Genomic DNA, 17,261 nt, shown 5'->3' with positions numbered 1-17,261 from the left:
CCATCATCATAACACTCAACAAAATTGATGATTTTATACTAATTCGATGATCGCCATTGGCGCAGCATCACCACGACGTGGTTCAGTTTTAAGGATACGAGTGTATCCACCGTTACGTTCAGCATAACGAGGTGCGATTTCTGAGAACAATTTTTGAAGTGCTGTAGTAGAAGTGTACTTATCAGTTGCTTCATCATAGTTTTCAGATGCGATTTCATTACGTACGAAAGCAGCTGCTTGACGACGTGCATGCAAATCACCACGTTTACCTAGAGTAATCATTTTTTCAACAGTTTTACGGATTTCTTTAGCACGAGCTTCTGTTGTCACGATTGATTCGTTGATCAAAAGGTCAGTTGTCAAATCGCGAAGCATTGCTTTACGTTGTGAGCTAGTGCGTCCTAGTTTACGGTAAGCCATGTATTCCTCCTTTATTTATCTTTTAATCCAAGACCCAAGTCAATGAGTTTGAGTTTCACTTCTTCCAAACTCTTGCGTCCAAGATTTCGTACTTTCATCATCTCTGCTTCAGATTTTTCTGTCAAATCATGCACAGTATTGATACCGGCACGTTTCAAACAGTTGTATGAACGCACAGACAAGTCCAGTTCCTCAATCGTCCGATCCAAAATACGATCGTCAGATTCAGTATCAGCTTCTTTCATCACTTCAGTTGACTTCGCAATCTCAGTAAGATTTGTAAACAAATCAAGATGTTCTGTCAAGATACGTGCTGAAAGCCCTAAAGCATCTTCTGGAATAATTGTTCCATTAGTCAAGATTTCAAGGGTTAATTTGTCAAATCCATCATTGCTACCTACACGAGCAGGCTCTACTTGATAGTTGACTTTTGTAACTGGTGTATAAATAGAATCTACAGCAAGTGTTCCAACTGGTGCATTATCTTTTTTGTTTTCATCAGCAGGTACATATCCACGACCACTGTTAACAGTCATTGTCGCTTTTAGAGAAGACCCTTCACCGATTGTAAAGAGATAATGATCTGGATTTACAATTTCAATATCACTATCAGTCAAAATGTCTCCAGCTGTAATTTCAGCAGGACCTTCAACGTCAAGTTCAATGATTTTTTCGTCTTCAACGTATGATTTCACTGCAATCCCTTTAATGTTCAGAATGATTTGCATCACGTCTTCACGAACACCTGGAACTGTGTCGAACTCATGCAAGACACCTTCAATGTTGATAGATGTCACTGCTGCTCCCGGTAGAGAAGCTAGTAGTACACGACGAAGAGAGTTACCAAGAGTTGTACCGTAGCCACGTTCAAGTGGTTCGATTACAAACTTGCCATAATCTTTATTTTCATCAATTTTTGTTATATTTGGTTTTTCAAACTCAATCATTTAGTTACTCCCTCTTAAACGAAAAGCAGTGTAATGCGATGATTATACACGGCGACGTTTTGGAGGACGAGCACCATTGTGTGGCACTGGAGTCACATCACGAATTGCTGTTACTTCAAGACCAGCGGCAGCAAGCGCACGAATAGCTGACTCACGACCAGAACCTGGACCTTTTACAGTAACTTCAACTGATTTAAGACCGTGTTCTTGTGCAGATTTAGCAGCAGCTTCAGAAGCCATTTGAGCAGCGAATGGTGTAGATTTACGAGAACCTTTGAAACCAAGAGCACCAGCTGATGACCAAGCAATTGCATTACCATGCACATCAGTAATCATAACAATAGTGTTATTAAATGTAGCGTGAATATGAGCAATACCAGATTCGATATTCTTTTTCACACGACGTTTACGTGTTGGTTTAGCCAAGACTTTTACCTCCTATATTATTTTTTCTTACCAGCAATCGCAACAGCTTTACCTTTACGAGTGCGAGCGTTGTTTTTAGTGTTTTGTCCACGGACAGGAAGTCCACGACGGTGACGAATACCACGGTAAGAACCGATTTCCATCAAACGTTTGATGTTCAAGTTTACTTCACGACGAAGGTCACCTTCAACTTTGATTGCATCCACTTCACGACGGATAGCATCTTCTTGATCTGATGTAAGGTCACGTACACGAACATCTTCTGAGATTCCAGCAGCAGCCAAAATTTTCTTAGATGTTGCAAGTCCGATACCATAAACGTAAGTCAATGAGATTACTACGCGTTTGTCATTTGGAATGTCAACTCCAGCAATACGAGCCATGTTTTCTCCTTTCTATCTTATCCTTGACGTTGTTTGTGTTTTGGATTTGCTGGGCAAATTACCATAACACGACCATTACGACGAATTACTTTACAGTATTCGCAAATTGGTTTGACCGATGGTCTTACTTTCATTTCTTATCCCTCCAAGTTTTTCGATTATTTAAAGCGGTAAGTGATACGTCCACGTGTCAAGTCATATGGACTCATCTCGACAGTAACACGATCTCCCGCTAAAATACGAATATAGTTTTTACGAATTTTACCAGAAACTGTTGCTAAAATCTGATGTCCATTTTCAAGTTCAACCGTAAACATTGCGTTAGGCATTGTATCGACTACTTTGCCTTCAACTTCAATCACATCGTCTTTTGCCACGCAAAAGCACCTCCATAAATTTCGATTTGATGCCTCTAAACATAGAGACAACAATTATAAGTCAGACTATCTCAGTATAACATTTGTAGCGATTTTTTGCAAGTGTGAAAAACGCTTTATTTCAAATTTGTCAACACTTTTTCGATGTCTTTGAACACATCATTGATATCTTGATTTCCTTCGATATCGTGAACCAAACCTTTGGCACGGTAGTGAGCAATAATTGGTTCACCTTGTGCGATATTCACATCCAAACGACGCTTAACTGTTTCCGGTTTGTCATCTTCGCGTTGGTAGTAATCTTCTTCTTTGTAGTCAACTGGTGGGTTGAAAACTTTGTGGAAGGTTTCACCTGTTTCGCGGTGGATGATACGGCCACTCAAACGTTCTAAGAGACAGTCTGGGTTCACTTCAATGTTGATCACACCTTCCAATTCGATACCAAGTTCAGCCAATGTTTTGTCCAAGGCATGAGCTTGTTCAATCGTACGTGGGTAACCATCCAACAAGAAACCTGTTTCTTTGATGTCGTCCTGAGAAAGGCGTTCTTTAACAATTCCATTTGTAACTTCATCCGGAACCAACTCACCTTTGTCAATATATGACTTGGCAAGTACACCCATTTCAGTTTGATTAGCCATAGCAGCACGGAACATATCTCCAGTTGAAATGTGTGCCACGTGGAATTGCTCCACAATTTTAGCTGCTTGCGTTCCCTTACCTGCTCCAGGTAAGCCCATAATCAAAAGATTCATGATAGGATCTCCTTATTTTGTATTTAAATAGACGCTGAAATCTCCTTCAACCCCTATTTAAAAACAAAATAGAAGAGGGGAGACGAAAGTCTCTCTGATAGGTAGACCTTCATACTCCACTCTCTAAGCAAAAGTAATCTTGCTTTTATTCTGTTTTGTCCATGAAACCAACATACTTACGTTTCAATAGATAACCTTCAAGTTGTTTGATTCCTTCGATACCGGTTGAGATAATGATCAAAAGACTAGTTCCCCCAAAAGCAACTGCTTCTGAAAGACCAAAGACATCTTTTGCCACAATCGGCAAGATTGAAATCACACCAAGGAAGATTGATCCGACCGTCGCAAGGCGACGAAGAAGTTTCGACATGAATTCTTCAGTTCCCTTACCAGGACGGACACCATGAATGTAGGCTCCACTCTTTTGCAAGTTTTCTGCTGCTTTCTCTGGATTGATCTGTACAAATGTATAGAAGAATGTAAAGAGAATGATTAACAAGGCATACATAGCAACACCTGTCGGAGATGTTGTAGATAACATTTCCTGTGCTGTACGTACCCAAGCCCAATCATGACCTGTAGCACTCAAAAATTGAAGAATGGCTGCAGGTGCTGCTGTAATGGAACTGGCAAAGATAACTGGGATAACCCCCGCCGGGTTCACTTTCAATGGAAGGTATGAACTAGATGGGGCACCTTGAGCAACTTTTGTATATTGGATTGGAATTTTATATTCTGCTTGTTGAACATAGGTTGTAAAGTATACAATCAACAAGACAGCGATAATCAAAATAACGACAAAGATAATAGATGAAGTCAAACGGCTACTTGGGATATTGACGAAGTAGTCAACATAGATGCCTTTAATCATCTCAGGGATTGAAGCGACAATACCTGCGAAGATGATCATAGAAACACCGTTTCCGTATCCCTTATCTGTAATTTGTTCCCCGAGCCACGTTACAATCATACTACCTGCTGTGAGGATAATACCGATAGTAACAAAGACTTGTGGAGTTAAAGCTGTCGTTAATAATTTCGCTCCAGATAGAGTATTAAATCCTGCTGTAATCCCGATAGATTGAACGAATGCAAGCACAAGTGCAATATATCGAGTAGCTTGGTTTAGTTTTCTCCGTCCCACTTCCCCTTGTTTGCCCCATTCTACAAACTTCGGTAAAATATCCATTTGTAGCAATTGAACAACGATGGAAGCCGTGATATACGGACTTACTCCGAGTGCGAAAACGGAGAAGTTCTTCATGGCATTCCCTGAAACAAGACTAAGCATGTTCAAGAAAGATAAACCACTGAGAGCTTCTAAACTTTTTGCATTCACACCTGGAACAGTGATACTTGTCCCAATACGGAAAACAAGAATGATAAAAATCGTAAAGAGAATTTTTGATCGAACTTGTTTAACCTTGAGCGCTTCTTTTAATAATTTAAAAAACATGGGTCACCTCTCTTAGATGACTTCTACAGAACCACCTTTAGCAGTGATAGCTTCCTCAGCTGATTTAGAGAATTTAGCTGCTTTCACAGTCAATTTCTTAGTCAACTCACCGTTACCAAGAATTTTAACGCCTGATTTTTCAGCTTTCACAATTCCTGCTTCGATAAGCACAACTGGAGTTACTTCTGCACCGTCTTCAAAGACGTTGAGTTGGTCAAGGTTTACAATTGCGTATTCTTTAGCGTTGATGTTAGTGAATCCACGTTTTGGAAGACGACGGAACAATGGAGTTTGTCCACCTTCAAAACCAAGGCGAACTCCGCCACCGCTACGAGCTTTTTGACCTTTTTGACCGCGACCAGATGTTTTACCGTTACCAGATGAAGTACCACGACCAACACGGTTACGTACTTTACGAGAACCTTCTGCAGGTTTCAATTCATGAAGTTTCATTATTATTTTCTCCTCTTTTGTAAAATGCTAGCGCCGATAAGAGAGAAAAGGTTGTCTCCCTTATCAACTCGCCTATACATTCGTCATCTTAGATGACTATACCTAGTTTTAGGGGATGAGTATTTCCACATCCCCTAAAAATTCATTAGTTTACTTCTTCAACTGTTACCAAGTGAGATACTGCAGTGATCATACCACGGATAGCAGCGTTGTCTTCTTTGATAACAGAGCTGTTCAATTTGCCAAGTCCAAGTGCTACAACAGTTTTACGTTGTGATGGAATGCGTCCGATTGGAGACTTAGTCAAAGTAATTTTAATTTGAGCCATTTTATCCCCTTTCTTATGCCAAATCAGAAACTGAGATACCACGAAGGGCAGCAACTTCTTCAGCGCGTTTCAATTGTTTCAAACCTTCAACAGTTGCGCGAACAATGTTGATTGGAGTGTTAGAGCCAAGTGATTTAGATGTAATATCTGCCACACCTGCCAATTCCACAACGGCACGAACGGCACCACCAGCGGCAACTCCAGAACCTTCTACAGCAGGTTTCAACAATACTTTAGCTCCACCGAATTCTGAAAGAACTTCGTGAGGAATTGTTGTTCCAACCATAGGAACTTCAATCAAGTTTTTCTTAGCATCTTCTACTGCTTTGCGGATTGCTTCTGGAACTTCTTGAGCTTTACCAGTACCAAATCCTACGCGACCGTTGTGGTCACCAACAACAACAAGAGCTGCGAAACGAAGACGACGTCCACCTTTAACAACTTTTGTAACACGGTTGACAGCAACTACGCGTTCTTCTAATTCAACTGCATTGTCTTTAAATGCCATTTTCTAGTGTCCTCCTATTAGAATTTCAATCCGTTTTCACGAGCTGCATCAGCCAAAGCTTTCACACGTCCGTGATATAGATATCCACCGCGGTCGAACACCACTTCTGAAATACCTTTAGCGTTTGCACGTTCTGCAACGAGTTTACCGACAGTAACGGCTTGTTCAGTTTTAGTTCCTTTTGAAACTTCTTTGTCAAGAGTTGAAGCACTTGCGAGCGTTACACCCGCTACGTCATCAATCACTTGAGCGTAGATGCCTGTATTAGAACGGAATACGTTCAAACGTGGGCGATCAGCAGTTCCAGAGAGTTTTCCGCGAACGCGACGGTGGCGTTTTTGGCGGAGTTTGTTTTTATCTGGTTTAGAAATCACAGTTTTCACCTCTTTAGTTTTAAATCGTGTGCTATGCACAAAGTTGGAAAATAGGTCGGTGGTTGAAGATCAACCACTCAACATTATTTACCTGTTTTACCTTCTTTAAGACGAACGTATTCGCCAACGTAACGGATACCTTTACCTTTATATGGTTCAGGTGAGCGAAGGCTACGTACGTAAGCAGCTGTTTGACCAACTACTTCTTTTGAAATTCCGCTGATAGCAATTGTTGTTGGGTTTGGAAGTTCAAAAGTAATTCCTTCTGGAGCTTCAACTTCGTCTGGATGAGATTTACCTACAGCCAAAACAAGTTTGTTTCCTTGAAGTTGTGCACGGTAACCAACCCCACGCATTTCAAGTACTTTCTTGAATCCTTCTGATACACCAACAACCATGTTGTTCAAAAGGGCACGAGTAGTTCCGTGGATTGTTTTCATTTCTTTTGAATCGTTTGGACGGTGAAGAGTTACTTCAGTACCTTCCACACGGATTTCAATATCTTTTGAGAACTCACGAGTAAGTTCTCCTTTAGGTCCTTTTACAGTTACTACGTTGTCATTGTTAGTGATTTCAACACCAGCAGGCAACACGATAACTTTATTACCAATACGTGACATGTTTTTATTCTCCTGTTAGATTGTCAGGCCATTACAGCCAGTTTTCACGGGGTTAAAGATACTTATTGTGTTCAATAGCTAAATTGAACACGCTCTAACGAGCTTTGTATCTTGATTAGAGTTCGAGCTAAGAATTTGGTGAAAAAGATAAGTTTGTCTTGGAGCATCGCTCCTGCTATAAACTTCCTATTTTCACTGCATTCTTTTAACGCTCTCACATCATCAATTACCAAACGTAAGCGATAACTTCTCCACCAACATTCTTTTGGCGTGCTTCTTTATCAGTAAGCAAACCTTCAGAAGTTGAAAGGATAGCAATTCCAAGTCCGTTAAGAACTTTTGGAAGATCTTCACGTTTTTTGTAGACACGAAGTCCTGGTTTAGAAACACGTTTCAAGTTAGTGATAACTTTTTCACCGTTTGGTCCGTATTTAAGGAATACACGGATGATGCCTTGTTTGTCATCTTCGATGATTTCTACGTTCTTAACAAAACCTTCGCGTTTAAGGATTTCAGCAATCCCTTTTTTGATGTTTGATGCAGGTACTTCAAGTACTTCGTGTTTTGCTTGGTTAGCGTTACGAATACGAGTTAGGAAGTCTGCGATTGGGTCAGTCATAACCATTTTGTTATTCTCCTCTTACTAGTAGTTTGCAAGTCGCACTTGCTAGTTAATGATTGAGCTAGGCTCAGATAGTATTGACACCTTCAAATGAGAGAACTCTTATTTGAACACGAGCTACAACCTGTGCAAAAAAGATAAATTTGTTTTGGAGAATCGCTCCTTCACCAAATTTCCTATTTTTGCTGTGGTTGTTACGCTCTTTGTATCATGATATTACCAAGATGCTTTTGTTACACCAGGAATTTGTCCTTTGTAAGCTAATTCACGGAAGCAAACACGGCAAAGTTTAAATTTGCGGTAAACTGAATGTGGACGACCACATTTTTCACAACGAGTATAAGCTTGAGTAGAGAACTTCGCTGGACGTTTGTTCTTAGCAATCATTGATTTTTTAGCCATTAGATTTACCTCCTATATTATTTTGCAAAAGGCATTCCAAGGCCTGTAAGCAATGCACGTGACTCTTCGTCAGTGTTAGCAGTTGTTACGATAACGATGTCAAGACCACGAGTTTTGTCAACGTCATCGAAGTTGATTTCTGGGAAGATCAATTGTTCTTTCACACCAAGTGTGTAGTTTCCGCGTCCATCAAATGATTTTGTTGGAACACCATGGAAGTCACGTACACGTGGAAGTGAAACTGAAACCAATTTGTCCAAGAATTCGTACATACGTTCACCACGAAGGGTAACTTTTGCACCGATCGCTACACCTTCACGAAGACGGAAGCCGGCGATTGATTTTTTAGCTTTAGTGATAAGTGGTTTTTGACCTGAGATAAGCGCCAATTCTTCAGCAGCTTTTTCAAGGCTTTTAGCGTTTGATACAGCTTCACCAACACCCATGTTCAAAACGATCTTATCTACTTTAGGCACAGCCATCACTGATGAGTAGTTGAATTGTTCTGTCAAAGCAGGAACTACTTCATTAAGATATTTTTCTTTTAAACGATTTGCCATTATACTTCTCCTTTCCTTCGTGATTAATCAAGCACTTCGCCTGATTTTTTGTTGTAGCGAACTTTTTTACCGTCTACAAATTTGTAACCAACACGACCAGCTACACCATTTTTGTCCAAAACTTGAACGTTTGATACGTGGATAGCTGCTTCTTTCTCGATGATACCACCTTGAGGAAGCTCGTTAGTTGGACGTTGGTGTTTCTTAACGATGTTGACACCTTCAACGATAACTTTGTTTACTTTTGGAAGGGCAGTAAGGACAACAGCTTCTGTTCCCTTATCTTTACCAGCGATTACGCGAACTTTGTCGCCTTTTTTTACAAACATTAGGTTTCTCCTTGATTTTTCTTACGCCCATAAGGGCACCCTGGAGATGAATCCAGGGGACTAGTTTGTTTCTAAAAATTAAAGTACTTCTGGAGCAAGTGACACGATCTTCATGAAGCCACCTTCACGCAATTCGCGTGCAACTGGTCCAAAGATACGTGTTCCGCGAGGAGTTTTGTCTTCACGGATGATAACTGCTGCGTTTTCGTCAAATTTGATGTATGAACCATCAGCACGACGAGCACCTGATTTAGTACGAACGATAACAGCTTTTACAACGTCACCTTTTTTAACCGCACCACCAGGAGTAGCTTGTTTTACAGATGCCACGATAACATCACCGATGTTTGCAAATTTACGTCCTGAACCACCAAGAACTTTGATAGTCAAGATTTCGCGAGCACCGCTGTTGTCTGCGACTTTCAAACGAGTTTCTGTTTGAATCATTTCAGTTTTCTCCTTTCAGGTTTGATTAGATGATGACCGCTTCTTCAACAACTTCTACAAGACGGAAACGTTTTGTAGCTGAAAGCGGACGAGTTTCCATGATACGTACGATATCACCTTCTTTGGCAACATTGTTTTCATCATGTGCTTTGTATTTTTTAGAGTAGTTAATACGTTTACCATAGACTGGGTGGTTACGTTTTGTTTCAACTACAACTGTGATTGTCTTGTCCATTTTGTCAGATACAACACGTCCAACAAGAACTTTACGATTATTGCGTTCCATTGAAATTTCTCCTTCCCTAGTCTATTATTTCGCTTCAGATTGAACTGTTTTGATACGAGCGATTTGTTTTTTAACTTCTTTCAAGCGAGCTGTTTGTTCTAATTGACCAGTAGCAGCTTGGAAACGAAGTTCAAACAATTCTTTTTTCAATTCGTTTTCGCGCTTCGCGAGTTCTTCTTGAGAAAGACCACGAAGTTCTTTAACAAATTCTTTTACTTCATTAAGTTTCATGCCTTCTCCTTATTCTGCTTCACGTTTTACGAATTTACATTTAACTGGCAATTTGTGGCTTGCAAGACGAAGCGCTTCGCGAGCGATCTCTTCAGATACACCAGCAACTTCAAACATCACTTTACCACGTTTAACTGGTGCTACCCAACCTTCAGGCGCCCCTTTACCAGATCCCATACGCACACCGATAGCTTTAGCAGTGTATGATTTGTGTGGGAAGATTTTAATCCAAACTTTACCACCACGTTTCATGTAACGAGTCATGGCGATACGAGCAGCTTCGATTTGGCGGTTAGTGATCCAGTGGCTAGTTGTAGCTTGAAGACCGTATTCACCGAATGCTACTTCTTTTCCACCTTTTGCTTCACCGCGCATTTTTCCACGGAATTCACGACGGTGTTTAACACGTTTAGGTACTAACATTGGTTATTTACCTCCTTTAGTGTTTTTACGAGCTGGAAGAACTTCACCACGGTAGATCCATACTTTAACACCAAGTTTACCGTATGTTGTGTCTGCTTCTTCCCAAGCGTAATCGATATCTGCACGAAGTGTGTGAAGTGGAACAGTTCCTTCAGAGTATCCTTCTGCACGGGCGATATCTGCACCGTTCAAACGACCTGATACTTGGGTTTTGATTCCTTTAGCTCCAGCACGCATTGCACGTTGGATTGCTTGTTTTTGTGCACGACGGAAAGCAACACGTTGCTCCAATTGACGAGCAATTCCTTCACCTACAAGGTGAGCATCCAAATCAGGTTGTTTGATTTCGATGATGTTGATGTGTACTTGTTTTCCAGTCAATTTGTTAAGTTTTGCACGGAGTGCATCAACGTTAGCACCACCTTTACCGATAACCATACCTGGTTTAGCAGTGTGAAGTGAAACGTTAACTTTGTTTACTGCGCGTTCGATTTCGATAGTTGAAACCGCTGCGTCAGCTAGTTCTTTTTGAACGAATTTACGGATTGCAAGATCTTCATGAAGGTAATCCGCGTATTCTTTTTCAGCATACCATTTGGCATCCCAATCACGGATGATGCCGACACGCATACCAATTGGATGTACTTTTTGACCCACGATGTTACCTCCTTATTTTTCTGCAACAGCCACAGTGATGTGAGCTGTACGTTTGTTGATTGGTGAAGCTGAACCTTTCGCACGTGGACGGAAACGTTTCATAGTTGGTCCTTCGTTTGCGAATGCTTCAGATACTACCAAGTTAGCTTTATCCAAACCAAAGTTGTTTTCAGCGTTAGCTACAGCTGAGTTCAAAACTTTCAAGATGATTTCAGCAGCTTTGTTTGGAGTGAATGTCAAGATTGCAATAGCATCGGCTACGCTTTTACCACGGATATTGTCAAGAACAAGACGTGATTTACGAGGTGAAACACGTACTGTACGAGCCATTGCTTTAGCTGAAGTAATTTCTGCCATTTATGTTCTCCTTATTTTCTACGTGTTTTCTTGTCGTCTGCAGCGTGACCTTTGTAAGTACGAGTTGGTGCAAATTCACCAAGTTTGTGACCTACCATGTCTTCTTGGATGTAAACAGGTACGTGTTTACGTCCGTCATAAACTGCGATAGTGTAACCAATGAAACTTGGGAAGATCGTTGAACGACGTGACCAAGTTTTGATAACTTTTTTCTTTTCGTCGTTAGCTTGAGCTTCAACTTTTTTCATCAAATGCTCATCGACGAAAGGTCCTTTTTTAAGACTGCGTCCCATTTTATTTTTTCTCCTTTAAATGTTGTACCACAGCGGCTTGCGCTCACATGGAGCGCTACCGAGCTGGCGGATTATCTAGCGCTTATGCGACTAGTTTTAAATTATTTCTCGTTGCGACGACGAACGATAAGTTTGTCAGATTTCGCTTTCTTGTTACGAGTTTTAAGACCAAGAGCAGGTTTGCCCCATGGAGTAGATGGCGCTTTACGACCAACTGGTGCTTTACCTTCACCACCACCGTGTGGGTGATCGTTAGGGTTCATTACAGAACCACGAACTGTTGGGCGGATACCTTTCCAACGGCTACGTCCTGCTTTACCAAGGTTAACAAGTCCATGTTGTTCGTTTCCGACAACACCAACTGTTGCACGACAAGTTCCAAGAATCATACGTACTTCGCCTGATTGAAGACGAACAAGAACATATTTACCTTCTTGACCCAATACTTGAGCAGAAGCTCCAGCTGCACGGACCAATTCTCCACCACGACCTGGTTTCAACTCGATGTTGTGGATCAAAGTACCAACTGGGATGTTAGCAAGTGGAAGTGCGTTTCCGACTTTGATATCTGCTTCTGGACCTGAAACGATGCGTTGACCAACTTCAAGACCTTTTGGAGCGATGATGTATGCTTTCACACCGTCAGTGTAGTGTACAAGAGCGATGTTTGCAGAACGGTTTGGATCGTACTCGATTGTTTTAACAACAGCTTCAACGTTGTCTTTGTTACGTTTGAAGTCAACCAAACGGTAGAAACGTTTGTGTCCACCACCTTGGTGACGAACTGTGATACGACCGTTGTTGTTACGACCAGCCTGTTTCTTCAAAGCAACAAGCAATGATTTTTCAGGAGTGCTTGTTGTGATTTCAGCGAAATCCAAAGAAGTCATATTACGGCGACCGTTTGTTGTTGGTTTATAAACACGAATTCCCACGATATTTCCTCCTTAGATTATTCAGCTTCAGCAGCGAACAACTCGATTGCTTTTGAATCAGCTGTAAGTGTAATGATAGCTTTTTTAGTTTTGTTAGTAAAACCAGTGTAACGTCCAACACGTTTCGCTTTTGGTTTTACGTTGATTGTGTTAACGTTGGCAACTTTAACACCTTCGAAAGCAGCTTCAACAGCTTGCTTGATCAAAAGTTTGTGTGCACGAGTGTCAACTTCAAATACATATTTACCTGCTTCAAGTTGAGCCATTGAGCTTTCAGTGATGACAGGTTTTTTGATAACATCATACAAATTCATTATGCAAGAACCTCCTCGATTTTAGAGATAGCTGCTTGTGTGACAAGAAGTTTGTCGCTATTTGCGATGTCAAGAACACTTGCAGTTGTAGCAGTTGCAACTTTCACATTTGGAAGGTTACGAGCTGAAAGAGCTGCGAATTCATTTCCTTCTTCAAGGATAACAAGAACTTTTGAATCGATGCTCAATGCTGCAAGAACTTTTGCAAATTCAGCAGTTTTTGGAGCTGTAAATGAAAGAGCGTCTACAGCTACGAATTTGTTTTCAGCAACTTTTTCAGAGTAAACTGATTTAAGAGCTAGGCGACGAACTTTTTGTGGAAGTTTGTAGCCGTATGAACGTGGAGTTGGTCCGAAGACAACGCCACCACCACGCCATTGTGGTGAGCGGATAGAACCTTGACGAGCACGTCCAGTTCCTTTTTGACGCCATGGTTTGCGTCCACCACCTGATACTGCAGAGCGGTTTTTAACAGCGTGTGTTCCTTGACGAAGGCTTGCGCGTTGGCTGATGATCACATCAAACACAACTGATTCATTTGGTTCAATACCAAATACTGCATCGTTAAGAACAACTTGGCCAGCTTCTTTACCAGTTTGGTCAAATAATGTTACGTTTGCCATTGTGACTGATTTCCCCTTTCTTTATTATTTACCAGCTTTAACTGCTGATTTGATAGTGATAAGAGATTTCTTAGCACCTGGTACGTTACCTTTGATAAGGATAACGTTCTTTTCTGGAACAACTTGTACAACTTCAAGGTTTTGAATTGTTACGCGGTCGCCACCCATACGTCCTGCAAGGTTTTTACCTTTGAATACGCGGTTAGGTGCAACAGGTCCCATAGAACCTGGACGACGGTGGTAACGAGAACCGTGAGCCATTGGTCCACGTGATTGTCCGTGGCGTTTGATAACACCTTGGAAACCTTTACCTTTAGAAGTACCAGTTACGTCAACAACGTCTCCAGCTGCGAATGTTTCAACTGTGATTTCAGCACCAACTTCCAAGCCTTCAACGTTTTTGAATTCACGAATGAAGCGCTTAGGAGCCGTGTTAGCTTTCGCTACATGTCCTTTAGCAGGTTTGTTGCTCAATACTTCGCGTTTGTCATCGAAACCAACTTGGATAGCGTTGTATCCGTCTGTTTCAACAGTTTTAACTTGAAGAACAACGTTTGGAGTTGCTTCAATAACTGTTACAGGGATCAATTCGCCAGCTTCAGTGAAGATTTGAGTCATTCCCACTTTTTTCCCTAAGATTCCTTTTGTCATGAGAAAATAGTTCCTTTTCTATATTTTTTATTCAAAAAGTTTTTAACGAGCGTTTTTCATGCTCAAGTTTTCAAGCTTTGGATTAAAGCTTGATTTCTACGTTTACACCACTTGGAAGATCCAATTTCATCAAGGCATCAACTGTTTTTTGAGTTGGGTTAACGATATCGATCAAACGTTTGTGTGTACGCATTTCGAATTGTTCGCGAGAGTCTTTGTATTTGTGAGTCGCACGAATAATTGTGTAGAGGCTACGCTCAGTTGGAAGTGGGATTGGACCCGCAACTTGTGCACCTGTACGAGTAGCTGATTCTACGATTTTTGCAGCCGCTGTGTCAAGCGTACGGTGTTCGTAAGCTTTCAAACGGATACGGATTTTTTTGTTTGCCATCTTTTTCTCCTTTTCGTCTATTTAAGATAATAGGCTAGCTCCACAAGAAAACCGACGCGCGTTGCGTGGCAATGCAACCGAGCGTGTCGCAACCTCTTGCATCAAAGCTAAGGCTGTAATTTACAGCACCATAATAGAATAACACAAAGCCCCTGCGATTGCAAGGGATTTGTTAGGTTTTTTTCGTTTTTTTAGGATGAAACTGTTTTCCTATTTCATCTTCCTATGACTACTGATTTACGACCTTAAAATTTAGTCTTTTCTTCTATATAATATGAGTCATTTTGATCTTGAATTTATCTTCCGATTGATCCACTAAGATATCTGCTTTAGACTCGGTTTCTCTATAGTAACGCAGATACTGCTCTCGTCTCATCTGATGGCTAGCTAGTATAAAGGAAGCATCGCGATTTCTCATAGTTGTATCTCGAGCTAGGCGCCGCTTTAATTCGGTATCTTCATTCGTGTAGAAACAGATAGTTTTGTCAAAGAGTTCCTTGGGTAGGAAACCCACAGACATCCCTTCGACAAGCAGTATCGGTTTCGAACCAGATAAGACTTGGCTTGGCTTCCAAGGTTCATCAATCGTCAAGATGTCCATACCTGCCTGCAAGGCGAGAATATCTCTCTGCAAACTTGCCAGTTCATGAGCCACTGGGAGACAAGCTGTCACTTTTTGATCTGGAAGTTCTTTTGGCACCACTAAATGACGGTTTGAGGTAATGTAGGGATCTGTTTCTAGTAGATTTACCTTTTCAGAATCTAGGGCTTGGAACAATTCTTTAGCAAAGGTAGACTTTCCTGATGCACCGTGACCGTAAATCCCCAGTGTTTTGACTTTCCCCGTTTCGATCTCTGAAACCAGTTTGTCTACTAACTCTTTTTTCTTCATTCTCTCTTCACCTGTTCATAGCTTTCTTTTCCGTCATTAAGCTTGTCCCAAATCACCACTTGCCCACTTTGGAGCGATTTTTGTACATCGATAATCCGTTGATTGGAAGAACCTCGGAACTGGAGCATGAGATTGCGCTTGCTTTTATCATAACGACCATCGACAAGGATGTCAATCAGCGACAAGAGTTCCAGTTTGTCAGGAGTTTCCAGCATCATTTCCTCCCAAGTATAACCAGTCCAGGACCAGATATCTTTATCTGGTAATTCCTTCCGAATGCGTTTAACAAGTGGCAAGAGGATACCAGTATTGAGGAACGGCTCTCCTCCCAGTAAGGTCAAGCCTTGAACATAGGGCTGGGCAAGGTCTACCATGATCTGTTCTTCTAACTCTGCTGTATAAGGAATGCCTGCATTGAAAGACCAAGTCGCAACATTATAGCACCCCTCGCAGTGAAACATGCAACCTGATACATAGAGAGAGTTTCGCACACCTTCTCCATCGACAAAGTTAAAGGCCTTGTAATCAATAATCCGCCCTTTACTGAGTTCTTCACTTTTCCATTCACCTGGTTTTGGTGTATTCCATGTCATGCTTCTACTCCAAATCTATCCAGTAGCGCTGACTTCTATCGATTGTATTTTCGTAAACACCGCCAGCGGAGAGAATCGTGCGGCGGCTGGCTTCGTTGTCTTCATCGCAGGTAATCAGCACTCGTTCCAATCCTTGCTTTCGAGCCTCTGCTAGTCCTAATCTCAACTGCTCCTTCCCATATCCTTTGCCTCGTTGACTGGGACGGATAGAATAGCCAATATGACCGCCTTCCACAAATAATTTGTCATTCAAGGACAAGCGCAGGGCTAAAAATCCCAAAGGCAAGCCAGTCTCACCAAAGGATAAAAATTTGATTGCAGGAACCCAGCCTACTGGCAGGTTGGCAGCATCCTCTTGCTGCTCTACAATCTTTAAACAATCCTCATAATCCTTTGCTCGCTTCCAAGCGGAGCCCATGCCACCGTGCATATAGGATTTTGCTGCATCGAACTCCGCAATCATCTCTAATATCGCTTCTTTATCTTCCAAAGTTGGTTGTCTTATCTCCATGCTTCCTCCTTAATCGACATCAATCCAGTAGCGCTCCGTTCCGTTTCGAACATCCTCCAACTCCCCACCATGAGTTAAGATAACAGCTCGGCTTGCTGGATTTTCTGTGCTACAAGTCACTAAAGCTCGTTTAATATTCTTTCCCTTAGCAACTTGTAGACCTTGTCGGAGGGATTCTTTGGCATAACCCTTACCTCTTTCAGATGGACGAATGGAGTAGCCAATATGGCCCCCATTTTCTAGTAAGTAGTCATTTAATCGGAGACGAAGGTTGAGAAAGCCAAGAGCCTGGCCTGCTACGTCAAAACTAACCAGCTGGATAGCAGGAACCCAGTTTTCAGGAATATTGAGTCCCGCTTCCGCTTGAAGATTTTCTTCTAGCCACTCTTCATAAACAAAATTGTTGGCGTTCCAAAACCCACCATCGTGGGGTGATTGAGTCTGTTCAAACTCTGCCATCATCTCTAAAACTGTTTCTTTATCTGCCAATGTTGGTCTGCGTAGTATCATTTTTACCTCCAATTAAGAGAAAAGTGAGAGGCAACTCTCACTTTTATTTTTTCTTGTTCTTGTTTAAAAACTGTTCTCTGAGGTTGAGCAAGCGTTCTTTTTTTCCTACTCCACCTTTCGAATGTTTTTCATGATAACGGGTTACTTGAGCACGTCCCTTATCATCTAATTGGTATTTCCCCATTGC

At 41.5% G+C, this 17,261-nt stretch carries 34 protein-coding genes; all 34 read right to left on the bottom strand.

The genetic code is table 11. From position 1 onward, the window contains the following. Positions 1 to 33: 33 nt before the first annotated feature. The 34 genes from rplQ to ACUW6H_RS05695 all read right to left on the bottom strand — a co-directional run bounded on the left by rplQ (position 34) and on the right by ACUW6H_RS05695 (position 17,258). The gene (rplQ, locus tag ACUW6H_RS05860; RefSeq protein ID WP_000331493.1) at positions 34 to 420 is read right to left on the bottom strand and encodes a 50S ribosomal protein L17; all 387 of its coding nucleotides are present in this window, start codon (positions 418 to 420) and stop codon (positions 34 to 36) included. An 11-nt stretch (positions 421 to 431) separates the two neighbouring features. Then, a complete protein-coding gene (locus ACUW6H_RS05855) occupies positions 432 to 1,367 on the bottom strand; it encodes a DNA-directed RNA polymerase subunit alpha (protein WP_000568993.1) in 936 nt (311 codons plus the stop codon). Between the two features lie 42 nt (positions 1,368 to 1,409). Beyond that, positions 1,410 to 1,793 carry a 30S ribosomal protein S11 gene (rpsK, locus tag ACUW6H_RS05850; protein WP_001118385.1) on the bottom strand — a complete coding sequence of 128 codons (384 nt, stop codon included), beginning with the start codon at positions 1,791 to 1,793 and terminating at the stop codon, positions 1,410 to 1,412. A gap of 17 nt (positions 1,794 to 1,810) precedes the next feature. Next, complete coding sequence (rpsM, locus tag ACUW6H_RS05845) at positions 1,811 to 2,176, bottom strand: 30S ribosomal protein S13 (protein ID WP_000090781.1); 366 nt, start codon at positions 2,174 to 2,176, stop codon at positions 1,811 to 1,813. 17 nt (positions 2,177 to 2,193) lie between these two features. Continuing rightward, positions 2,194 to 2,310: a 50S ribosomal protein L36 gene (gene rpmJ, locus ACUW6H_RS05840; RefSeq protein WP_001808836.1), complete on the bottom strand. Its 117-nt coding sequence runs from the start codon at positions 2,308 to 2,310 to the stop codon at positions 2,194 to 2,196. A 24-nt stretch (positions 2,311 to 2,334) separates the two neighbouring features. Then, entirely contained in the window at positions 2,335 to 2,553 is a 219-nt protein-coding gene (gene infA / locus ACUW6H_RS05835; RefSeq protein WP_001029883.1) for a translation initiation factor IF-1, read from the bottom strand. A gap of 116 nt (positions 2,554 to 2,669) precedes the next feature. Continuing rightward, entirely contained in the window at positions 2,670 to 3,308 is a 639-nt protein-coding gene (locus ACUW6H_RS05830) for an adenylate kinase (protein ID WP_001050433.1), read from the bottom strand. Between the two features lie 145 nt (positions 3,309 to 3,453). Then, positions 3,454 to 4,764: a preprotein translocase subunit SecY gene (gene secY, locus ACUW6H_RS05825; RefSeq protein WP_000465387.1), complete on the bottom strand. Its 1,311-nt coding sequence runs from the start codon at positions 4,762 to 4,764 to the stop codon at positions 3,454 to 3,456. A gap of 12 nt (positions 4,765 to 4,776) precedes the next feature. After that, positions 4,777 to 5,217, bottom strand: coding sequence for a 50S ribosomal protein L15 (rplO, locus tag ACUW6H_RS05820; RefSeq protein WP_000766089.1), 441 nt, complete (start codon positions 5,215 to 5,217; stop codon positions 4,777 to 4,779). A 145-nt stretch (positions 5,218 to 5,362) separates the two neighbouring features. Then, entirely contained in the window at positions 5,363 to 5,545 is a 183-nt protein-coding gene (gene rpmD / locus ACUW6H_RS05815) for a 50S ribosomal protein L30 (RefSeq protein ID WP_000057241.1), read from the bottom strand. Between the two features lie 13 nt (positions 5,546 to 5,558). Next, on the bottom strand, positions 5,559 to 6,053 hold the full coding sequence (rpsE, locus tag ACUW6H_RS05810; protein WP_000874204.1) for a 30S ribosomal protein S5: 495 nt from the start codon (positions 6,051 to 6,053) through the stop codon (positions 5,559 to 5,561). Positions 6,054 to 6,070: 17 nt separating this feature from the next. Then, positions 6,071 to 6,427: a 50S ribosomal protein L18 gene (gene rplR / locus ACUW6H_RS05805; protein WP_004244055.1), complete on the bottom strand. Its 357-nt coding sequence runs from the start codon at positions 6,425 to 6,427 to the stop codon at positions 6,071 to 6,073. 83 nt (positions 6,428 to 6,510) lie between these two features. After that, positions 6,511 to 7,047 (bottom strand): 50S ribosomal protein L6, encoded by a 537-nt coding sequence (rplF, locus tag ACUW6H_RS05800; RefSeq protein ID WP_000086628.1) that lies wholly within the window; start codon positions 7,045 to 7,047, stop codon positions 6,511 to 6,513. A 226-nt stretch (positions 7,048 to 7,273) separates the two neighbouring features. Next, positions 7,274 to 7,672 (bottom strand): 30S ribosomal protein S8, encoded by a 399-nt coding sequence (gene rpsH / locus ACUW6H_RS05795; RefSeq protein WP_000245504.1) that lies wholly within the window; start codon positions 7,670 to 7,672, stop codon positions 7,274 to 7,276. Positions 7,673 to 7,885: 213 nt separating this feature from the next. Then, complete coding sequence (locus tag ACUW6H_RS05790) at positions 7,886 to 8,071, bottom strand: type Z 30S ribosomal protein S14 (RefSeq protein ID WP_001085697.1); 186 nt, start codon at positions 8,069 to 8,071, stop codon at positions 7,886 to 7,888. A 17-nt stretch (positions 8,072 to 8,088) separates the two neighbouring features. Continuing rightward, on the bottom strand, positions 8,089 to 8,631 hold the full coding sequence (gene rplE, locus ACUW6H_RS05785) for a 50S ribosomal protein L5 (RefSeq protein ID WP_000013542.1): 543 nt from the start codon (positions 8,629 to 8,631) through the stop codon (positions 8,089 to 8,091). Positions 8,632 to 8,654: 23 nt separating this feature from the next. Further along, entirely contained in the window at positions 8,655 to 8,960 is a 306-nt protein-coding gene (gene rplX / locus ACUW6H_RS05780) for a 50S ribosomal protein L24 (RefSeq protein WP_000497691.1), read from the bottom strand. A 78-nt stretch (positions 8,961 to 9,038) separates the two neighbouring features. Then, positions 9,039 to 9,407 carry a 50S ribosomal protein L14 gene (gene rplN, locus ACUW6H_RS05775; RefSeq protein ID WP_000616545.1) on the bottom strand — a complete coding sequence of 123 codons (369 nt, stop codon included), beginning with the start codon at positions 9,405 to 9,407 and terminating at the stop codon, positions 9,039 to 9,041. A gap of 25 nt (positions 9,408 to 9,432) precedes the next feature. After that, positions 9,433 to 9,693, bottom strand: coding sequence for a 30S ribosomal protein S17 (rpsQ, locus tag ACUW6H_RS05770; protein ID WP_000440801.1), 261 nt, complete (start codon positions 9,691 to 9,693; stop codon positions 9,433 to 9,435). A 24-nt stretch (positions 9,694 to 9,717) separates the two neighbouring features. Next, positions 9,718 to 9,924, bottom strand: coding sequence for a 50S ribosomal protein L29 (gene rpmC, locus ACUW6H_RS05765; RefSeq protein WP_000772918.1), 207 nt, complete (start codon positions 9,922 to 9,924; stop codon positions 9,718 to 9,720). 9 nt (positions 9,925 to 9,933) lie between these two features. Beyond that, positions 9,934 to 10,347 (bottom strand): 50S ribosomal protein L16, encoded by a 414-nt coding sequence (gene rplP, locus ACUW6H_RS05760; protein WP_000960948.1) that lies wholly within the window; start codon positions 10,345 to 10,347, stop codon positions 9,934 to 9,936. 3 nt (positions 10,348 to 10,350) lie between these two features. Continuing rightward, positions 10,351 to 11,004, bottom strand: coding sequence for a 30S ribosomal protein S3 (rpsC, locus tag ACUW6H_RS05755; RefSeq protein ID WP_000529936.1), 654 nt, complete (start codon positions 11,002 to 11,004; stop codon positions 10,351 to 10,353). A gap of 12 nt (positions 11,005 to 11,016) precedes the next feature. Further along, positions 11,017 to 11,361: a 50S ribosomal protein L22 gene (rplV, locus tag ACUW6H_RS05750; protein ID WP_000818137.1), complete on the bottom strand. Its 345-nt coding sequence runs from the start codon at positions 11,359 to 11,361 to the stop codon at positions 11,017 to 11,019. Between the two features lie 11 nt (positions 11,362 to 11,372). Beyond that, a complete protein-coding gene (rpsS, locus tag ACUW6H_RS05745) occupies positions 11,373 to 11,654 on the bottom strand; it encodes a 30S ribosomal protein S19 (protein WP_000533766.1) in 282 nt (93 codons plus the stop codon). Between the two features lie 101 nt (positions 11,655 to 11,755). Next, positions 11,756 to 12,589, bottom strand: a complete 834-nt coding sequence (gene rplB / locus ACUW6H_RS05740) for a 50S ribosomal protein L2 (protein WP_000512904.1) — start codon at positions 12,587 to 12,589, stop codon at positions 11,756 to 11,758. A gap of 17 nt (positions 12,590 to 12,606) precedes the next feature. Next, complete coding sequence (locus ACUW6H_RS05735; RefSeq protein ID WP_001055347.1) at positions 12,607 to 12,903, bottom strand: 50S ribosomal protein L23; 297 nt, start codon at positions 12,901 to 12,903, stop codon at positions 12,607 to 12,609. Further along, positions 12,903 to 13,526 carry a 50S ribosomal protein L4 gene (gene rplD, locus ACUW6H_RS05730; protein ID WP_000024537.1) on the bottom strand — a complete coding sequence of 208 codons (624 nt, stop codon included), beginning with the start codon at positions 13,524 to 13,526 and terminating at the stop codon, positions 12,903 to 12,905. The genes ACUW6H_RS05735 and rplD overlap by 1 nt, the downstream gene beginning before the upstream one ends. A gap of 24 nt (positions 13,527 to 13,550) precedes the next feature. Continuing rightward, a complete protein-coding gene (gene rplC, locus ACUW6H_RS05725) occupies positions 13,551 to 14,177 on the bottom strand; it encodes a 50S ribosomal protein L3 (protein ID WP_000160197.1) in 627 nt (208 codons plus the stop codon). Positions 14,178 to 14,259: 82 nt separating this feature from the next. Further along, the gene (rpsJ, locus tag ACUW6H_RS05720) at positions 14,260 to 14,568 is read right to left on the bottom strand and encodes a 30S ribosomal protein S10 (RefSeq protein ID WP_001284513.1); all 309 of its coding nucleotides are present in this window, start codon (positions 14,566 to 14,568) and stop codon (positions 14,260 to 14,262) included. A 265-nt stretch (positions 14,569 to 14,833) separates the two neighbouring features. Then, positions 14,834 to 15,460, bottom strand: a complete 627-nt coding sequence (locus tag ACUW6H_RS05715) for a uridine kinase family protein (protein WP_454362542.1) — start codon at positions 15,458 to 15,460, stop codon at positions 14,834 to 14,836. Next, a complete protein-coding gene (nrdG, locus tag ACUW6H_RS05710; protein ID WP_454362540.1) occupies positions 15,457 to 16,053 on the bottom strand; it encodes an anaerobic ribonucleoside-triphosphate reductase activating protein in 597 nt (198 codons plus the stop codon). Before nrdG ends, ACUW6H_RS05715 begins: the two co-directional genes overlap by 4 nt. 4 nt (positions 16,054 to 16,057) lie before the next feature. Next, positions 16,058 to 16,564 carry a GNAT family N-acetyltransferase gene (locus ACUW6H_RS05705; RefSeq protein ID WP_454362538.1) on the bottom strand — a complete coding sequence of 169 codons (507 nt, stop codon included), beginning with the start codon at positions 16,562 to 16,564 and terminating at the stop codon, positions 16,058 to 16,060. 9 nt (positions 16,565 to 16,573) lie between these two features. Beyond that, positions 16,574 to 17,074 (bottom strand): GNAT family N-acetyltransferase, encoded by a 501-nt coding sequence (locus tag ACUW6H_RS05700; protein ID WP_454362536.1) that lies wholly within the window; start codon positions 17,072 to 17,074, stop codon positions 16,574 to 16,576. Positions 17,075 to 17,117: 43 nt separating this feature from the next. Continuing rightward, the gene (locus ACUW6H_RS05695) at positions 17,118 to 17,258 is read right to left on the bottom strand and encodes a hypothetical protein (protein WP_000521629.1); all 141 of its coding nucleotides are present in this window, start codon (positions 17,256 to 17,258) and stop codon (positions 17,118 to 17,120) included. Between the last annotated feature and the right edge of the window lie 3 nt (positions 17,259 to 17,261).

The organism is Streptococcus sp. 151470009-6 (genome assembly GCF_053628175.1).
The sequence above is the reverse complement of the archived record's forward strand: the minus strand, read 5'-3'. Positions and strand labels throughout refer to the sequence as shown.

Bases quoted from the DNA above. Each gene is read 5' to 3' on its own strand.
- ACUW6H_RS05705 (WP_454362538.1), bottom strand. From the start codon at position 16,564: ATGGAGATAAGACAACCAACTTTGGAAGATAAAGAAGCGATATTAGAG.
- rpmC (WP_000772918.1), bottom strand. From the start codon at position 9,924: ATGAAACTTAATGAAGTAAAAGAATTTGTTAAAGAACTTCGTGGTCTT.
- rpsH (WP_000245504.1), bottom strand. From the start codon at position 7,672: ATGGTTATGACTGACCCAATCGCAGACTTCCTAACTCGTATTCGTAAC.
- rplO (WP_000766089.1), bottom strand. From the start codon at position 5,217: ATGAAACTTCATGAATTGAAACCTGCAGAAGGTTCTCGTAAAGTACGT.
- rplX (WP_000497691.1), bottom strand. From the start codon at position 8,960: ATGTTTGTAAAAAAAGGCGACAAAGTTCGCGTAATCGCTGGTAAAGAT.
- ACUW6H_RS05735 (WP_001055347.1), bottom strand. From the start codon at position 12,903: ATGAATTTGTATGATGTTATCAAAAAACCTGTCATCACTGAAAGCTCA.
- rplC (WP_000160197.1), bottom strand. From the start codon at position 14,177: ATGACAAAAGGAATCTTAGGGAAAAAAGTGGGAATGACTCAAATCTTC.
- rpsQ (WP_000440801.1), bottom strand. From the start codon at position 9,693: ATGGAACGCAATAATCGTAAAGTTCTTGTTGGACGTGTTGTATCTGAC.
- rpsS (WP_000533766.1), bottom strand. From the start codon at position 11,654: ATGGGACGCAGTCTTAAAAAAGGACCTTTCGTCGATGAGCATTTGATG.
- rpmJ (WP_001808836.1), bottom strand. From the start codon at position 2,310: ATGAAAGTAAGACCATCGGTCAAACCAATTTGCGAATACTGTAAAGTA.
- ACUW6H_RS05830 (WP_001050433.1), bottom strand. From the start codon at position 3,308: ATGAATCTTTTGATTATGGGCTTACCTGGAGCAGGTAAGGGAACGCAA.
- rpsJ (WP_001284513.1), bottom strand. From the start codon at position 14,568: ATGGCAAACAAAAAAATCCGTATCCGTTTGAAAGCTTACGAACACCGT.
- rplF (WP_000086628.1), bottom strand. From the start codon at position 7,047: ATGTCACGTATTGGTAATAAAGTTATCGTGTTGCCTGCTGGTGTTGAA.
- ACUW6H_RS05790 (WP_001085697.1), bottom strand. From the start codon at position 8,071: ATGGCTAAAAAATCAATGATTGCTAAGAACAAACGTCCAGCGAAGTTC.
- rplN (WP_000616545.1), bottom strand. From the start codon at position 9,407: ATGATTCAAACAGAAACTCGTTTGAAAGTCGCAGACAACAGCGGTGCT.
- nrdG (WP_454362540.1), bottom strand. From the start codon at position 16,053: ATGACATGGAATACACCAAAACCAGGTGAATGGAAAAGTGAAGAACTC.
- secY (WP_000465387.1), bottom strand. From the start codon at position 4,764: ATGTTTTTTAAATTATTAAAAGAAGCGCTCAAGGTTAAACAAGTTCGA.
- rplE (WP_000013542.1), bottom strand. From the start codon at position 8,631: ATGGCAAATCGTTTAAAAGAAAAATATCTTAATGAAGTAGTTCCTGCT.
- rplV (WP_000818137.1), bottom strand. From the start codon at position 11,361: ATGGCAGAAATTACTTCAGCTAAAGCAATGGCTCGTACAGTACGTGTT.
- rpmD (WP_000057241.1), bottom strand. From the start codon at position 5,545: ATGGCTCAAATTAAAATTACTTTGACTAAGTCTCCAATCGGACGCATT.
- rplD (WP_000024537.1), bottom strand. From the start codon at position 13,526: ATGGCAAACGTAACATTATTTGACCAAACTGGTAAAGAAGCTGGCCAA.
- rpsE (WP_000874204.1), bottom strand. From the start codon at position 6,053: ATGGCATTTAAAGACAATGCAGTTGAATTAGAAGAACGCGTAGTTGCT.
- ACUW6H_RS05700 (WP_454362536.1), bottom strand. From the start codon at position 17,074: ATGATACTACGCAGACCAACATTGGCAGATAAAGAAACAGTTTTAGAG.
- ACUW6H_RS05855 (WP_000568993.1), bottom strand. From the start codon at position 1,367: ATGATTGAGTTTGAAAAACCAAATATAACAAAAATTGATGAAAATAAA.
- ACUW6H_RS05715 (WP_454362542.1), bottom strand. From the start codon at position 15,460: ATGAAGAAAAAAGAGTTAGTAGACAAACTGGTTTCAGAGATCGAAACG.
- rplP (WP_000960948.1), bottom strand. From the start codon at position 10,347: ATGTTAGTACCTAAACGTGTTAAACACCGTCGTGAATTCCGTGGAAAA.
- ACUW6H_RS05695 (WP_000521629.1), bottom strand. From the start codon at position 17,258: ATGGGGAAATACCAATTAGATGATAAGGGACGTGCTCAAGTAACCCGT.
- rpsM (WP_000090781.1), bottom strand. From the start codon at position 2,176: ATGGCTCGTATTGCTGGAGTTGACATTCCAAATGACAAACGCGTAGTA.
- rplQ (WP_000331493.1), bottom strand. From the start codon at position 420: ATGGCTTACCGTAAACTAGGACGCACTAGCTCACAACGTAAAGCAATG.